Origin of the sequence: Paenibacillus sp. S25 (genome assembly GCF_019454085.1) — a bacterium.
Taxonomy (GTDB): Bacteria; Bacillota; Bacilli; order Paenibacillales; family Paenibacillaceae; genus Paenibacillus; species Paenibacillus polymyxa_B.
Genome location: NZ_CP073683.1, coordinates 3719207 through 3735018, shown reverse-complemented (window position 1 = coordinate 3735018; position 15812 = coordinate 3719207). Strand labels below are relative to the sequence as shown.

The following is a 15812-nucleotide window of genomic DNA, read 5'->3' as shown; positions in this document are numbered from 1 at the left end:
ATTTTTCCCTCCGGACTTTGTGTACTAGGACATTCTACAGTCGTATTTTATCACCTATGCTGCTGGAACTAAAGATTTGGCTCCTTATGTAAAAACTTTGGACAATTTGTGAAACACAGCGCAACTTGTGCGGCTGAGCTAGGTATAAATGTACGACAGAAGGTTTTAAACAGATAACGATGGAGGGATTAGTAGTGATGAAATGGAGAAAAGTGATGGCCCTAGTGATGGCCTTTTCAATAATGGGAGGGACCGCCATTTCGGCGGAATCCGCCAAGGACCAAGTGCAGTTGATTATTAATGGAGAAGTGTCAAAAGATGGCGCAGTTGTCATTGATGGGAAAACCTATGTGCCCATCCGTGATTTTAACGGACTTGTAAATTTTGATCCATCCGGTGGAAAAGTTGTTTTCGACCAGCCTAACGTGCATATGTTCCTGTTCAAGGGAGATACGGTGTTTGGTAACGTGAATAAAGGCAATAAAGTGAAATTTAATGTATTCAGTCAAATTGATACCTTGAAAACAGATATCTCCGGAGTGAAGGTAGCGATCACCGACCCTTCGGGCAACGTGAAGGATATTCAGTCTCAAGATATCAAAGGAGCGCAAAAGGATAACTTCTGGTTCCGTACGAACGACTTTACGTATGATTTCAAAACAGCAGGGAATTACCGGGTTGGTTTCTACATTAAAGAGAGCAAAGACGGCAGCTATACCCTGGTGTCCGAAAAAGTCATTACAGCGATAAATTAGGCATACCACAAATTGACCTGCACCCTTGATCATGTTACGATACGGGGGAAAATAAAACAATTTGAAGGTAGGTATTTCCATGAGTGATCACAAACATGAACACGGTGAAGCCTGCAACCACGATCATGACCACGAACATGAAGAAATGGTTCTTACGCTAACTGATGAAAATGGTAAAGATGTAGAAATGGTGCTGGTAGAGACCTTTGACGTAGAAGATCACGTTTATGCTCTTCTGCTTGAGCGAGGCAATCCCGAAGCGGATGGCATTATTCTTCGTATGGAAGAAGAAAACGAAGAAATGGTGCTTTACAATATTGAGGACGAAGATGAGTGGAAACGTGTAGAAGCCGCATATAGCGAGCTTGTTGCCCAATACGAATAGAATTGGATGTAGCAGCTGCATAGCTCTTCAAGAAAAAAAGCCCCCAAATGGGGGCTTTTTTTGTTGGCTATCAACATATTTTGTAAGCATGTGTTGACAGTTCAATATTATGAAATAGCGTCAGTCTCGACGATAACCTTCACCTGATGTACTGTTCGGTCCTCAGGTCCTTTAACAGGCAGGCCTACTTCTACATGATCAACAATATAATCAATATTGTCCTGCGAAATAACTTCTCCTGGCAGTAAGATCGGAATACCAGGTGGATACACATAAATGAATTCTGCAATAATGCGGCCAGCAGATTCCTTGAAAGGCACGATTTCCGTATCTCCATAAAAAGCGTCTCTTGGAATAAGGGAGAGCTGAGGGATATCCGGTATCTTTACAACCAGCTCATGCTCCTGACCTGTGGAATAGTGCAGAGAAGCCAGCTCACGCAGAGCTTTCAATAAAATTTCAATTTCCTCTTTGGTATCACCAGGCGTCACCAAACAGAGAATATTGTACATATCGCTAAGCTCAACCTCGATATTGTAGTGATCTCTCAGCCAATTTTCCACATCGTATCCAGTAAGACCTAAATGGCGGATATGAACCGTAATTTTGGTTGGATCATAATCGTAAGTAGCTTCCGTGCCGAGAATTTCACTACCAAAGCAATATAGCCCTTCAATCTTGTTAACCTCTGAGCGGCAATATTCAGCCAAATCAAGGGCTCGTTGTGCTATTTCATGACCGTTAAGTGCTAGGTTGCGTCGGGATGTGTCCAAGGAAGCCAACAGGAGATACGAAGTGGATGTTGTTGTCAGCATACTGAAAATCGTTTGTACACGTTGTGGGTTAACGTATCCGTTTTTCGTATTTACATTCAAGATCGAGCTTTGTGTCAAGGAACCGCCCAGCTTGTGGACACTTGTAGCTGACATGTCTGCTCCCGCCTCCATGGCGGACATCGGTAGATCAGGATGAAAATGAATCAGTACCCCGTGAGCCTCATCGACCAGGACCGGCACATTATAGCTGTGAGCGAGATCTACAATTTCTTTTAAGTCGGCGCACACACCGTAATATGTCGGGTTGATAACAAGGACGCCCTTGGCGTCAGGGTGGCGTTCCAATGCCCGGCGTACGGACTTGGTTGTAACCCCGTGGTGAATACCGAGATTCTCATCACTGACTGGAGAAATGAATACTGGTTTTGCACCAGCAAAGATAATGGCAGACATTATAGATTTGTGTACGTTTCTGGGTACAATAATTTTATCACCTGGCAAGCAAATGGACATAATCATGGTGATGATGGCTCCGCTTGTCCCCTGTACACTGTAGTAAGTATAATCTGCTCCGAAGGCATCTGCTGCAAGCTTTTGGGCTTCTTCGATGACACCTGTTGGTTGATGCAGATCGTCCAATGGAGCGATGTTGATCATATCTATGGAAAAGGCATTATCCCCCATAAATTCGCGAAATTCCGGATCTGCTCCGACTCCCTTTTTATGACCTGGGATGTGAAATTGAACCGGGTTGCTCTGAGCGTGCTTCTTCAAAGCAGTAAAAAGCGGGGTGTTGCTTTGATTCATTAGTGTTGTCACAACCTTTCGTGCAGGATTTCGACAATCCTGTGCAAGTGATAATAGAACAAAATTGAGTATAGCAGTTTGAAGTAGGAATGCAAGCGATTGAGGGCGCATTTATTTGCGAAAGAGTGGAGTAGGCGGAGAACCCGGTCTTTATAGCCAAAAAACGAAGGTGGAGGATGTGGATTAGATGTGGCAAAAAGGACGAAAAAAAGCTCGGCAGCGGCTGTGGACTCCTTTTTTTAGCAAATTGTGGATTCTGGTATTTCTCGTCGAATTTATGAAAGGATCTCTTCTGGTATCCATCCTGCCGGTATATATGGGAGAAACGCTTGGTTTGTCAGCCGGGATTATTGGTTTAGCCTTTTCACTTCAATATTTTGGAGACAATGCGTTCCGGGCACCGGCGGGCTGGATGGCTGAACGGCTTGGCTACCGTGGAACGATGTCGACCGCACTGTTGTTTACGCTTGTAGCTATTATTATGCTGAGCGTACTGACAGAGCCCGTGTGGCTCGTCGTCGCGTGTCTGCTGCTCGGTCTGGGTACTTCTCCGCTCTGGCCTTGTGTTATGACCGGAACGACCGAAATGTCCGGGCCTAATAACAGCAATGGCGCGGCGATGGGCACACTGGAAATTGCGTCTATGGGCGGAACGGGATTGGGTCCGCTCATTATGAACTTCGCCATATCCCACTATGGGCATTCTTACGGCATGGTGTTCATGATTTTGATAGGATGCAGTGTTGTATTGTTGTTGGTTGCTCTCATGCTGCCAGGACCGAAAAGGTCTGCTGACAAAGGTGACCTCAAACAGAGCGCTCTAGTGTCGTCTGATGGGCACATAAAGCAAAAGCGGGGAGTTCTGAAAGGAATCCAGGAGACGATCGGCGTGCTCAAAACAAAGCTTAACGTCAACCCGTTAATTTACCCGGCGCTGTTTTTGCAGTCTTTTGTTATCGGTTTAATCAGCCCGGTACTGACGCTATACGCTCGAACGGACCTCGGGATTTCACCAAACCTGTACAGCGTGCTCCTGATTGCAGGCGGTGGGGTGACTGTGCTGGCACTGATCCCTTGCGGCAAGTTGGTCGACCGACTTGGAACGGAGTATTTTCTACATGTTGGCTTTTTGCTAGCCGGAATTACGCTGTTTCTCTTTTCAATCGTTCGATCTATTCCGCTGGTGTTTGTATCCGTAGCGCTTATTGGTTTGGGATATGCGCTCATTTTGCCTGCATGGAACACATTTCTTGCCCGACTGATTCCGGAAAGCGAGCGAGCAACGGTATGGGGCTTTTTTTTAACACTTCAAGGCTCCGGCATGGTTATAGGCCCGCTCGTTTCAGGAGTGCTATGGGACCGTGCCGGACACACAGCTCCATTTATCATCAGTGGGGTCGTGATGCTGCTCATGTTTGGCTGCCACCTGGCTCTGGCACGTAATCCACGCAGGAAGACTGTGGAGGCCTGAACAGCACCTTGAAAAGCGGCGAGGGCTACTCTTTCGAGAAAGACATTCGGTACAGCGGCAGCAAATGCTCAAAGGTAGAACGCACTGCCTGTAATAGTGCAGCCCCGTCACTGGCGAGTGGATCTTCTCGGTCAATACGGATTCCACACATGACCTCCGCTTTTTTTACCTGTTGCAGCTTGTGGATGATCGTTTGAAAATCTTCATTATCCATGTGTTGTTGTTCTGTGCCTTCTGGAGCCATATGATCCATGGACCAGTAAAAATGATCCGGTAGGTTAGAACGTACATCACTCAGGTTGGCTTCGAGCGCCTGGGCAAATGTAGCTTTGTTCGGGCTTTCATAAATAATTGCGAAGATGACGAAAAGATGGGAAGCGAACATGCCTACCTCAAAATGCGGCAGCGCCTTGTATCCGCGCTTGTTTGCCGCCCAGGCAACCCAAGTATCTTTGGGGGGATTGACTTTGCGTCGTGCATGCTTGGCAACGTGAACGTGCATAGGCTCCCCACATAAGTCTGTCAGGAACGGGGCCAATTCCTCGCCAATTGCCTCCAGCTTGGGCCGAACCTGCTGAATCAGCACTTCCATACGAGGCTCCAACCCCGGTATTTCAAAAACATCGAAGTCCTTTGCAGTAAATCCACTAAATGTCATTCCTTTTCCTCCTGTAACTGGGTTAAGCCATGTCGTGTGGCGTAATATGTCCGATTATAGCATAATGCCGCCGGGCTTGGCCGACTTTAGACCAGGTTTGAAACAAGCATATAAGGCAAAAGTAGGATTGTGCGCTGTTACTCATAAAAATAGGTCAAATAACCAAGTACCCTTACATAAAATGAAGTATAAAATAGAGCAAGGGAAGATCAAGCGGGAAAGCCGCAGGCTTGCTGTAGCCGGACTTCTTGAATCGGACTTGAAAAAGGAGGGAATGCCGTGAACAAGGGCTGTGAGGTAGAATATTGCAATCTAGAGCTCCGGTTTAGCCGTCGGCATATCCATAATCTGATCAAGGATTTGATATCGGAAGGGTATTCGCTGTACTGGAGCGAGGATGAGTCGTACCTGGTTTTGTCGGTGAGAACCGGGCGCAAGCTGGTGAAGCTCCGTTTTCAACAGCTGCGCACAGGACACTACAAGTTGGCTGGAGATTATGTAATCCGCGATGCCAAGCTGGCTGAGTGGTTGGAGAAGCTGATTGGAAGCACCCGAGGTCATGCCATTGTCAAAAGAGTTAAGGATCATCATATTTTAGTAGAAAATATTTTGTTCGGTGAGGTCATTCGTCTGGTCGAGGTTACAGGCTTTAAACAGCGTGTCATTTATCAGAAAGGACCGGTGCTGTCCGCACAGGAAATGGAGGATATGTACGCTTCCAATGAAGGGGAAACCCGGCTGCTGCTGCTTAAAATGGAAGTGGACGATGAATTGGAGAAACTGTTCACAGCGATGACAGCGGGAGATACAGCTAAAATCGGGAATTGCCATGAACGCCTGCAAACGCTATCCCACCAACTGCTGATGATGGAAGCGTAGTACATCTGAACACCTCATGAAAATGAGGTGTTTTGGTCTGTGAATAGACAGGGGTTCACTTCTTACACCAAAAACGTTAAAATAGAAGTGCACGTGTTCCGATTCACATAAAGTGTAATGCGGTAAAGCGGCGATATAGAAGACAAAATATGTTGCAAAGGATGAGGAACCAGATGGCAAAACAGCAAATTGGTGTGATCGGCCTGGCGGTAATGGGTAAGAATTTAGCCCTTAATATTGAGAGCAGAGGCTTCACTGTCTCGGTTTTTAATCGCTCTCCAGAAAAAACGCACGATCTTATCAAAGAAGCAGAAGGTAAAAAACTGACGGGTACTTTCTCTATTGAAGAATTTGTGAACTCACTGGAATCACCCCGTAAAATCCTGATCATGGTTCAAGCTGGTAAAGCAACAGATGCCACGATTGAACAGCTTGTGCCTCATCTGGACAAGGGCGACATTATTATAGACGGAGGCAATGCCTACTTCCCTGATACACAGCGCCGCAGCAAGGAGCTGGAGGAAAAAGGACTTCGCTTTATTGGTACAGGCGTATCCGGTGGTGAAGAAGGTGCCTTGAATGGTCCTGCCATCATGCCGGGTGGACAAGAAAGTGCCTATAAACTGGTAGAGCCAATTCTGACGGCAATCTCTGCTAAAGTAGAAGGCGACCCATGCTGTACATATATCGGTCCCGACGGTGCTGGTCACTATGTAAAAATGGTGCATAACGGTATCGAGTACGGCGACATGCAATTGATCGGTGAAGCTTATCACCTGTTAAAATCAGTCCTGAACGTGAATGCGGAAGAGCTTCATGAAATCTTCACGGAATGGAATAAAGGGGAACTGGACAGCTACCTGATCGAAATTACAGCTGACATCTTCTCCCAATACGATGCTGAAACAGGCAAGCCAATGGTAGACGTTATCTTGGATGCTGCTGGTCAAAAAGGTACAGGTAAATGGACAAGCCAAAGCGCTTTGGATCTGGGTGTGCCATTGTCCATGATTACCGAATCCGTATTCTCCCGCTTCTTGTCTGCTATGAAAGACGAGCGCATTGCGGCAAGCAAAGTGCTGAGCGGTCCTAATGCTGAGTCCTTCAGCGGCGACAAAAAAGAATTTATCGAGAGCGTACGTAAAGCACTGTTTGCAAGTAAAATCGTATCCTATGCTCAAGGTTTCGCTCAAATGCGTGCAGCTTCCGATGAATATGATTGGGATTTGAAATACGGAAAAATTGCTATGATTTTCCGTGGCGGTTGCATTATCCGCTCGCAATTCCTGCAAAACATCAAGGATGCATATGACCGCGACCCTGCCTTGAAAAACCTGTTACTGGATTCTTACTTCAAAAATGTAGTTGAAACGTATCAAGATGCATGGCGTCAAGTGATTTCCGTGGCTGTATCTCAAGGTATTCCAGTGCCTGGCTTCTCCAGCGCGCTTGCATACTACGACAGCTACCGCACTGAGCGTTTGCCAGCAAATCTGCTACAAGCACAACGTGACTACTTCGGTGCCCATACGTTCAAACGTGTGGACAAAGAAGGCGTATTCCATCATCAATGGTTCTAATGAACGGACGGATATGCATGAATAGCATTATGTAATACAACGGAAGCTTTTTTGCCCTATGGGTAGAAGAAGCTTCCGTTTTTTAGTTTTTAATTATGGATATCATTCTGATGGAAGTAGAGGATTGTGTAATCTTTTGACGCTATGGTATGATAGGGATAGAATATTTTAATGCATTACCGCGTCTAAGCTTTGAGTTAAAACAAAAGAGACGGGAAGTTCCCGTCTCTTTTGTTAAGTAGGTTTTCTATTGCTCCTGTGACCATTGCAGCATGCCGCCGGTCATGTTAGTACAGCCTTCATAACCTAGCTGCTGTAGATATTCGCAGGCTCGTTCACTGCGATAACCGCTCCGGCAAATAAAGATAATTTCACCGGTGCGTTCAATTTCTTCAAGACGACCCGGAAGCTGTCCGAGCGGAATGTGCTTGGCACCTTCAATCATGCCTTCCGCTACTTCTTCCGCTTCGCGGACGTCGATTAATTGCAATTGCTCTCCTGCTTGCAGACGTGCGCGCAACTCAGAAGGTTCAATCAGGGCGATTTGCGTCATGGCCGGACCTCTTTTCTGATAAATAGTGGGTGCTACGTATGTTTTTGATGTGTGCAAAATGTCACACACACTCTATGTATGATAGCTAAGCTATCTCTAGGCTGTCAATCGGCTTAATCCTAAAGTTAGGTATAGATTAATTAACCGACGGGATTCACTCGGGCGACCTAGATTAATATTTCTTATTTTTTGGGTGGAGAAATGAATGCTATAACTTGTATAATTAACGTAAAATAGGATGGTTTGAACCGAAAAGGAGCATGTACATTATGGATGTTATCGTTAGACCTACCCCTTCCTTGCAAGGAGAGATTGGGGCCCTGTCCTCCAAAAACTACACTACTCGTTATTTGCTCACTGCGGCACTTGCTGAGGGAAAAAGTACCATTTATTATCCAGCCCATAGTGAAGACAGTGATGCTATGCGTCGTTGTATCGCCGATCTGGGTGCAGTACTGGAAGAGGACGATGAAAAAATAGTTATTACAGGTTTTGGTAAACATCCTCAAGCTGTGAAGGAATTGAATGTGGGAAACGCAGGAGCGGTGCTCCGTTTTTTGATGGGTATAGCATCTCTATGTCCGGATGTTACATTTGTTAATACATATCCCGACTCATTGGGCAAGAGACCACATGATGATCTAATCGATGCACTGGGGCAACTGGGCGTGAAAGTAGATCATCGTGAAGGTAAGTTGCCAATTCGTATTCAGGGTGGTCAGGCGAAGGGCGGTAAAATTCAGGTGTCCGGCTCGGTTAGCTCACAATATTTGAGCGCCTTGCTATTCCTTACGCCTTTACTGGAGGAAGACAGTGAAATCGAAGTGCTGCATGATTTGAAATCCAAGGTGGTCATTGGGCAGACCCTGGAGGTATTGCAAGAGGCTGGTATTATCATTCATGCAAGCGATGATTACATGTCTTTCCGTGTCCCAGGGCGGCAATCCTATCAGCCACGTACGTATACTGTACAGGGAGACTACCCAGGGAGTGCAGCGGTGCTAGCGGCTGCTGCAGTAACGAATTCTGATGTTACCATCCATCGTCTTAAAGAGCAGAGCAAACAGGGAGAACGCGCTATTGTAGATGTGTTGCGCATGATGGAAGTGCCACTGACACATGAGAACGATACCGTTGTCGTGAAGGGCAATGGCCGATTGAAAGCTGTCGAGTTTGACGGTGATGCTGCAACAGACGCTGTGCTTGCAATGGTGGCTGCGGCTGTATTTGCTGAAGGCACGTCCCGCTTTTATAACGTGGAGAATTTACGGTATAAGGAATGTGACCGCATTACCGATTATTTGAATGAGCTGACCAAGGCTGGAGCTCGGGTAGAAGAACGCCAGGCGGAAATTATCGTACATGGCAGACCGGAGGGTGTCGAAGGTGGCGTGGAAATTAACGCGCATTTTGATCACCGTGTTATTATGGCCTTGACGATTGTAGGTTTGCGCGCACAGAAGCCGTTAGTGATCAAGGATGCACATCATGTCGCCAAATCGTATCCGCAGTATTTTGACCATCTAACGACGCTTGGTGCTTCTGTAGAATGGGTAAAATAAAAGCAAACGAAGATGCGAATAGGAGGGAACGGGATGGCTTTTGAAAATCCGTCGAGAGAAGAGATTAAAACCATTTTGGAACAAGTAGGCAATATTGCGGTTGTTGGTTTGTCTGATAAATCAGATCGAACCTCTTATATGGTTTCTTATGCCATGCAGAAGCGGGGATACCGGATTATTCCGGTTAACCCTGCGGCGGCAGGGCAAACGATTCTTGGGGAGACTTGTTATGCCAGTCTTGCTGAAGTACCTGAGCCTGTGGAGCTGGTCAATGTATTCCGCCGCAGTGAATACTGTGCAGAGGTTGCGCGTGAAGCAGCAACTATTGGAGCTAAGATTTTGTGGCTTCAACAGGGAATTATAAGCCAGGAAGCCGCTGACATTGCGCAGGAGCATGGAATGACGGTTATTATGGATCGTTGCATTAAGGTGGAGGACTCAGTGACCCAGGCTGTACGTAAAGGATAAACAAGGATCAGTGACTCGTGCTATATGCACATGAAAACCTTCTTCCCTTGCTTCACAGGGTTGAAGGTTTTTGGTGCGAAATGAGGAATATGTACCGTATATTATACTTTCAGCAATCCATATAATGTATGTATGCCTTAATGATGAAAATGGTCTAGACGGATTCATAGTGTTATCTGTTGTGGTGATAAAGTTTTTTGACCTGTAGAAGCGTAAATAAATATTTTGGCAGATGGAATCATTGCTTTGACAAAAGTATTTATTCGGCTTACCATCAGGGATAGAAAGGAGAGGAATGCCATGAATTGGCTCGGATCCTTACAACAGCTCGGTCGTGCTGTCATGCTCCCGACGATGGTGCTACCAGCCGCTGCAATATTGCTAAGTCTCGGCAGCCTTCCTTGGTCCACATGGGGGTTCCCTATGGTGTCTGATATGGCAAATGCGGCGGGACACGGGATTTTTTATTTTTTGCCATATTTATTTGCGGTTGGTGTTGCACTGGGTATGTCGAATCAGGCAGGTCAGGCGGGACTGGCAGCATTAGCTGGTATGGCTATATATGATCAGGTCACATTGAGATTTGGAAACGGACTCATTCAACCGGCGACGCTCATTGGTATCATTTTGGGGGTCATTTCAGGGGTGGCCTATAATCGCTTCAAAAGCATCAAATTGCCCGAGGTGCTTCAGTTTTTTGGGGGTACCCGATTTGTTCTGCTGCTTATTGGCCTCTTCTCGGCTGTGTTTGCAGGACTCATGCTAATTATTGCCCCACTCATACAGAGAGGGCTGCAATTTATAGTAGGTCTGGAATCGAGCTTGGGCGGCTTTGGACTGTTTATCTACGGTATTCTATATCGGTTGCTGGCGGCCTTTGGTCTGCACCATCTGCTTAATAATATTTTTTGGTTCCAACTGGGTACATATAAAACGCCGTCTGGCAACGTTGTGCAGGGAGATTTACCCCGGTTTTTTGCTGGCGATCCGACAGCGGGCTATTTCATGTCCGGATTGTTCCCCATTATGATGTTTGCGATCCCTGCCATTGCGCTGGCGATCATTCAGGAAGCACGTGAAGACTTGAAGCCAAAGGTGCAAAAAACATTTTTGACGGCTGCGCTTGTCTGCTTTTTTACCGGAGTGTCGGAACAGATCGAGTTCGCCTTTTTGTTTGCAGCACCTTATTTGTTCCTCGTTCATGCGGTTATGTCTGGGCTGGCCATGTGGCTTACCTTTGAGTTGGATATTCATCACGGATTTTCCTATTCGGCGGGTTTTATAGATTATGTCCTTAATTTTCATCTCTCACATAACGCCTGGTTGTTAATTCCAGTGGGAGTGGCGTACGGGCTTGTGTATTATGTACTGTTTCGATGGGCTATCCGGCGGTTCCGTATTCCAACTCCTGGGCGCGAGGAAGGTTCGGTTCTGGAGGATTGGGCCGGCAATATTCCTTATAGTGCTCCGCTTATTTTGGAAGCACTTGGCGGGAAGGAAAATATTGTGCAGGTTGAGGCCTGCATCACACGTTTGCGGCTGACCGTCCACAATGACAGACTGATCGATACCGGAGCGATGAAGGCTTTGGGATCGGCCGGGCTTATCAATCTGGGTGGAGGTAATTTGCAGGTTGTATTCGGAACGTATTCAGAACTGATTCGTGAGGAAATCGCGAAGCTGATGGAGCGTGATCTCCCTCAAATTTTGTTCAACGCTCCTGTACATGGAAAAATGCTCCCGATTCATGAAGTGCCTGACAAAATTTTTGCGACAAAGCTGGTCGGGGACGGTGTTGCTTTTGTTCCTGAACGTGGTGAACTTGTGTCTCCAGTGTATGGTACTGTGATGCACTTGTATCCGACTATGCACGCTTTAGGCATCTCCACACGAGAGGGACTTGAGGTTCTGCTCCACATAGGGATTGATACTTCACAGCTAAAAGGGAATTTTACTGCTATGGTAGAAGCAGGCGATACGGTGGAACCGGGGCAATTGCTAATCAAATTTGATTTGCAGGCGCTGCGAGAGCAAGCTCCATCACTGGTGACTCCTATGGTCATCACGAATCCGGATCGCGTCAAGTCGTGGAGCTTTGCTCCGTTTAAAACAGTGAAAAAAGGTCAGGCCTCGGTAATGTCCGTTGTGCTGCATGACAGGAATGTTGGAGGGGTAGAAACATGATAGAAGGCATCGGCGCCGCAGCAGGTGTGGCAATCGGGAAGGCATTTGTCCTGCCGAGCTGGGAGTGGGATTTACCTGATCAAAAAATGGATGCGGTAGATCTTGCGAAGGAATTTGAACGGTTGTATGAAGGGATACGCACATCCAAAAGTGAGATCCAGTTTATTAAGGATGAGTTTCGAGAGATGGTGGGGCCGGAGGAATCCAGCATCTTTGATGCTCATCTTGCGATATTGGAAGATCCGGAATTCATGAATGAAATTCGCGGAATTATTGAGCGTCAGTACAAGGCGGCCGAGGTGGCCGTGAAGGAAGCCATTGATCATTTTGTAACAATGTTTGATTTACTGGATGATGAATATATGAAGGAGCGGGCAATCGATATCAAAGATGTGGGAAACCGGCTGCTCAAGCATTTGCTGGGTGCACCGGAAGTGACTCTTCCCAAGGATACACAGCCCTATATTCTGGTAGCCAAGGAGCTCTCACCCTCCCAATCGGCACACTTGAATCCTAGCTATGTTTTAGGGATTGTAACTATGAATGGTGGGAAAACATCACATTCTGCGATCATGGCCCGCGCACTTGGTATTCCACTCGTTTCAGGACTGGAGAGCAATCTGAATTTGCCCGTTCAAACGGGAGATATGATGGTTGTGGACGGAGACCTGGGCAAAGTTTATGTGAATCCGGAAAAAACTGTAACTGATCATTATAAAATTTTGCGCGACGAGCAGCGACGCAGAAAAGAGCAGCTTCAGGTACTTGCTTCTGTAGATGCCGTGACCAAGGATGGAACCACCCTGAGGCTGGCGGCTAATATTAGTTCGATTAAAGAGCTGGAGGCAGCTTTGAAGCATGGCGCTCAAGGTGTAGGACTGTTCCGCACGGAATTTTTATACATGGATCGCAAATCTGCTCCAGATGAAGAGGAGCAGTATGAAGTATATCGGCTGATAGCGGAAAAGGCAGGGAACCACTCTGTAGTCATCCGTACATTGGATATCGGTGGAGATAAGCCGTTGGACTATCTTCAACTACCAGAGGAAGAAAATCCTTTTCTAGGTTACCGTGCTATACGGATCAGTCTGGATTGGAAGGAATTGTTTAAAACCCAGTTGACTGCAATTTTGCGAGCCAGTGCAACGGGAAATATCAAGGTAATGTATCCGATGATCTCATCCGTGGAGGAGGTCCGCCAGGCAGATGTTCTTTTGAAGGAGGCTATGGCGGATTTGGATGCAAGAGGGCTTGCCTATAATCCGAACATTCAGCGAGGAATTATGATTGAGGTACCGGCTGCAGCGATGATCGCTGATCTATTGGCAGCTGAAACAGATTTTTTTAGTATCGGAACGAATGATCTGGTTCAGTATGTGCTGGCTGTAGACCGTATGAATGAGCAGATTGCACATATGTACCATCCATACCATCCAGCTGTACTTCGAATGCTGCGCATGACTGCACAAGCGGCACATCAAGCAGGAATTGATGTGAGTGTATGTGGTGAGATGGCTGGAGATGAACGTTCCGTTCCTCTTTGGCTAGAACTGGGGATACATCAACTCAGCATGTCTCCCCAATCTTTATTGCGGGTCAAGCATCGTGTGCTGAATACGACTGCATCTGAGGCAACGACAGTCGCTCAGGTTTGCTTTGGCATGTCCACTGGTGCAGCAATCGAAGACAAGCTGACTGCAGCTAATGTCAGCTGCACTCCGGCCGGGCCTGGACGGCAGTAATATGTAATGTCCGCAAAGCTTTGCACAGCCAATACCCCGTACTGTTGAGCTTGTCGTAGCAAACCTTAATGTCGTAGCACGGCTTGGACGAAAAAGAACCTTCAAAACCACTTATTCATGGTTTTGAAGGTTCTTTTTTTCATCTTGTTGACAGCCTTTTGAGATTACGGAAAATTAACTTAATCTCTTATTTCCGGGTGTTATCTGCTAACAAATCGCAGAACGCTTTTCCGTAAGGTGGAAGATCGGGTGGTCGACGAGCAGATACAATATGTCCGTCCGTCACAACTGCCTCATCCTTCCAAATAGCTCCTGCATTCTCCATATCATCACGAATACCTGGTGTGGAGGTTACCGTAACACCATCCAAAATTTTAGCAGAGATCAGTACCCAGCCTGCATGGCAGATCTGTCCAATCGGCTTATGAGCAGCATGAAACTCCTGTACGAGTTGAATTACCTTGGGATAGCGGCGCAGCTTATCAGGTGCCCAACCGCCAGGGACGAGAATTCCGTCATAATTACTGCTATTCAGTTCCTCAAAGGCATATTCCGCTTCCGCAGGTACGCCATATTTTCCAATATATTTCTTACCCTTTTCCGCACCAGCTAAATGCACCTCTGCGCCTTCTTCACGAACACGGTAAATCGGATACCACAGCTCCAGATCCTCGAATTCCTCATCCACTAGGGCGATAACCTTTTTTCCAGCAAGTCTTGACATCCAACCATCCTTTCGTGCGTCACATGATGACACCTCTGTTTTGTAATCTGTACTTTTACATCTTAAGAAAAAGAACGCTCGAAGTCCATTCCTTCGCAGATTCTTATGTTAGTAGTCTGCTCTTTGACAGCAATTGTCGTCATTTTCTGACCCTCCAAAGCTTTGGTAATTTGTTCATAGCTGCAATCTGTGGAAGGATTTGAGGTCCCATAGTCGAAATAAAACAAGGTATGATAGATCTAATGGAGTTAACAAATATTTATTAGACTAGTAAATAGATATATTTGGATTCTGATGAGATCCTCGTATAGTTTGATCCTACGTAATGAGGTGGTTAAATGCATAAGCAATGTCAATGTGGCAAACCGATGGGACTGGAACTGCGAAAGGTAATCTATGCGGACAAGGTTGAAATTTTGCACGTCCCTGTATTCTCATGCTCGTCATGCTTTTCCAGTGAGGTTTTGCAGCATGTGACAAAGGATATTAAGGCACTATTACAAAGTTTAGGGAGCAAACCTACGGCACGGAGAATATCTTTTGCTCGCAACAATGAACTGGCAGAAATAATTCGCAAGCTTGTATTGGAGGAAGCGGACAATCCCAATGTGGATTGGCAATCTGCTTTGGAGGAGCGCATGGAGCTTCGAATTAATCTCTTACTGGATCTTTATCGCTATGCGAGAAGTCTGGGAGACGAAGATTGGATGAATGATGTAGAGAAAAAATTGGTTCAATTATCCGGTTTTACCAGTGAATCGGTATTTACGAATACAAAAAACTAAAAAATATGAAAATTTTCATGGTCACCATTGGATTTTACATGTTCTTTTTGTTACGATGTGAATAGGCCATACGACAAGACACAGAAAGGAATGTATATCCAATGGCGACGATGACAAAAATGACTACTGTTCAACAATTAAATACGGCTCTGGAAGCGTCATCAGACAAGCCGGTGCTTCTCTTTAAACATAGCACACGTTGTCCGATAAGTGCAGGCGCATATCAGGAAGTGGAGTCCTATTTGCATGGCGCTCCTAACGAAAATATTGAATACGGTATCATTTATGTAGTAGAAGATCGGCCGGTGTCCAATGAAACCGCGGACAGGCTTCAGGTGAAGCATGAATCCCCGCAGGCCATTTTAATCAAGGGCGGAGAGGCTGTTTGGCATACATCCCATTCGAATATTACAGCCCGTGCACTCCACGATCATCTCACATAGATAGAATGTGTGCTGTCGTTGCATAAAGTAGTATTTTGTC

General features: G+C 46.2%; 15 protein-coding genes. 11 read left to right on the top strand and 4 right to left on the bottom strand.

What is annotated here, in order from left to right; all coding sequences use genetic code 11:
* The first annotated feature begins 197 nt into the window (after positions 1-197).
* Together KAI37_RS16450 and KAI37_RS16445 are read left to right on the top strand one after the other, a co-directional pair.
* On the top strand, positions 198-755 hold the full coding sequence (locus tag KAI37_RS16450; RefSeq protein WP_023989343.1) for a hypothetical protein: 558 nt from the start codon (positions 198-200) through the stop codon (positions 753-755).
* A gap of 79 nt (positions 756-834) precedes the next feature.
* Positions 835-1140 (top strand): DUF1292 domain-containing protein, encoded by a 306-nt coding sequence (locus KAI37_RS16445; RefSeq protein WP_007431055.1) that lies wholly within the window; start codon positions 835-837, stop codon positions 1138-1140.
* A gap of 107 nt (positions 1141-1247) precedes the next feature.
* On the opposite strand, the gene KAI37_RS16440 is transcribed toward KAI37_RS16445, so the two are convergent.
* Positions 1248-2723, bottom strand: coding sequence for an aminotransferase class I/II-fold pyridoxal phosphate-dependent enzyme (locus KAI37_RS16440; protein WP_013310938.1), 1476 nt, complete (start codon positions 2721-2723; stop codon positions 1248-1250).
* Positions 2724-2910: 187 nt separating this feature from the next.
* Here KAI37_RS16440 and KAI37_RS16435 point away from each other — a divergent pair, with 187 nt between their 5' ends.
* Positions 2911-4194, top strand: a complete 1284-nt coding sequence (locus tag KAI37_RS16435; RefSeq protein ID WP_071641604.1) for an MFS transporter — start codon at positions 2911-2913, stop codon at positions 4192-4194.
* A gap of 25 nt (positions 4195-4219) precedes the next feature.
* Here KAI37_RS16435 and KAI37_RS16430 read toward each other — a convergent pair whose 3' ends face one another.
* Positions 4220-4852, bottom strand: coding sequence for a YktB family protein (locus KAI37_RS16430; RefSeq protein ID WP_025724011.1), 633 nt, complete (start codon positions 4850-4852; stop codon positions 4220-4222).
* A 279-nt stretch (positions 4853-5131) separates the two neighbouring features.
* Here KAI37_RS16430 and KAI37_RS16425 point away from each other — a divergent pair, with 279 nt between their 5' ends.
* Together KAI37_RS16425 and gndA are read left to right on the top strand one after the other, a co-directional pair.
* Positions 5132-5731 carry a hypothetical protein gene (locus tag KAI37_RS16425; RefSeq protein WP_025724013.1) on the top strand — a complete coding sequence of 200 codons (600 nt, stop codon included), beginning with the start codon at positions 5132-5134 and terminating at the stop codon, positions 5729-5731.
* 173 nt (positions 5732-5904) lie between these two features.
* Positions 5905-7311, top strand: coding sequence for an NADP-dependent phosphogluconate dehydrogenase (gene gndA, locus KAI37_RS16420; RefSeq protein ID WP_013310934.1), 1407 nt, complete (start codon positions 5905-5907; stop codon positions 7309-7311).
* A gap of 247 nt (positions 7312-7558) precedes the next feature.
* On the opposite strand, the gene KAI37_RS16415 is transcribed toward gndA, so the two are convergent.
* Positions 7559-7864: a rhodanese-like domain-containing protein gene (locus KAI37_RS16415; protein ID WP_010345522.1), complete on the bottom strand. Its 306-nt coding sequence runs from the start codon at positions 7862-7864 to the stop codon at positions 7559-7561.
* A 269-nt stretch (positions 7865-8133) separates the two neighbouring features.
* Here KAI37_RS16415 and aroA point away from each other — a divergent pair, with 269 nt between their 5' ends.
* The 4 genes from aroA (at position 8134) to ptsP (ending at position 13820) form a co-directional block, all read left to right on the top strand.
* Positions 8134-9426, top strand: coding sequence for a 3-phosphoshikimate 1-carboxyvinyltransferase (gene aroA, locus KAI37_RS16410; protein WP_071641602.1), 1293 nt, complete (start codon positions 8134-8136; stop codon positions 9424-9426).
* Positions 9427-9459: 33 nt separating this feature from the next.
* Entirely contained in the window at positions 9460-9894 is a 435-nt protein-coding gene (locus tag KAI37_RS16405; RefSeq protein WP_076292959.1) for a CoA-binding protein, read from the top strand.
* A gap of 300 nt (positions 9895-10194) precedes the next feature.
* The gene (locus KAI37_RS16400; RefSeq protein ID WP_023989337.1) at positions 10195-12078 is read left to right on the top strand and encodes a glucose PTS transporter subunit IIA; all 1884 of its coding nucleotides are present in this window, start codon (positions 10195-10197) and stop codon (positions 12076-12078) included.
* The gene (ptsP, locus tag KAI37_RS16395; protein WP_071641601.1) at positions 12075-13820 is read left to right on the top strand and encodes a phosphoenolpyruvate--protein phosphotransferase; all 1746 of its coding nucleotides are present in this window, start codon (positions 12075-12077) and stop codon (positions 13818-13820) included. Before KAI37_RS16400 ends, ptsP begins: the two co-directional genes overlap by 4 nt.
* A 187-nt stretch (positions 13821-14007) precedes the next feature.
* On the opposite strand, the gene KAI37_RS16390 is transcribed toward ptsP, so the two are convergent.
* On the bottom strand, positions 14008-14544 hold the full coding sequence (locus KAI37_RS16390) for a type 1 glutamine amidotransferase domain-containing protein (RefSeq protein ID WP_071641599.1): 537 nt from the start codon (positions 14542-14544) through the stop codon (positions 14008-14010).
* Between the two features lie 338 nt (positions 14545-14882).
* On the opposite strand from KAI37_RS16390, the gene KAI37_RS16385 reads away from it, so the two are divergent.
* Together KAI37_RS16385 and ytxJ are read left to right on the top strand one after the other, a co-directional pair.
* Positions 14883-15329: a hypothetical protein gene (locus tag KAI37_RS16385; RefSeq protein ID WP_029517653.1), complete on the top strand. Its 447-nt coding sequence runs from the start codon at positions 14883-14885 to the stop codon at positions 15327-15329.
* 101 nt (positions 15330-15430) lie between these two features.
* On the top strand, positions 15431-15772 hold the full coding sequence (gene ytxJ / locus KAI37_RS16380) for a bacillithiol system redox-active protein YtxJ (protein WP_220029835.1): 342 nt from the start codon (positions 15431-15433) through the stop codon (positions 15770-15772).
* The last annotated feature ends 40 nt before the right edge of the window (positions 15773-15812 follow it).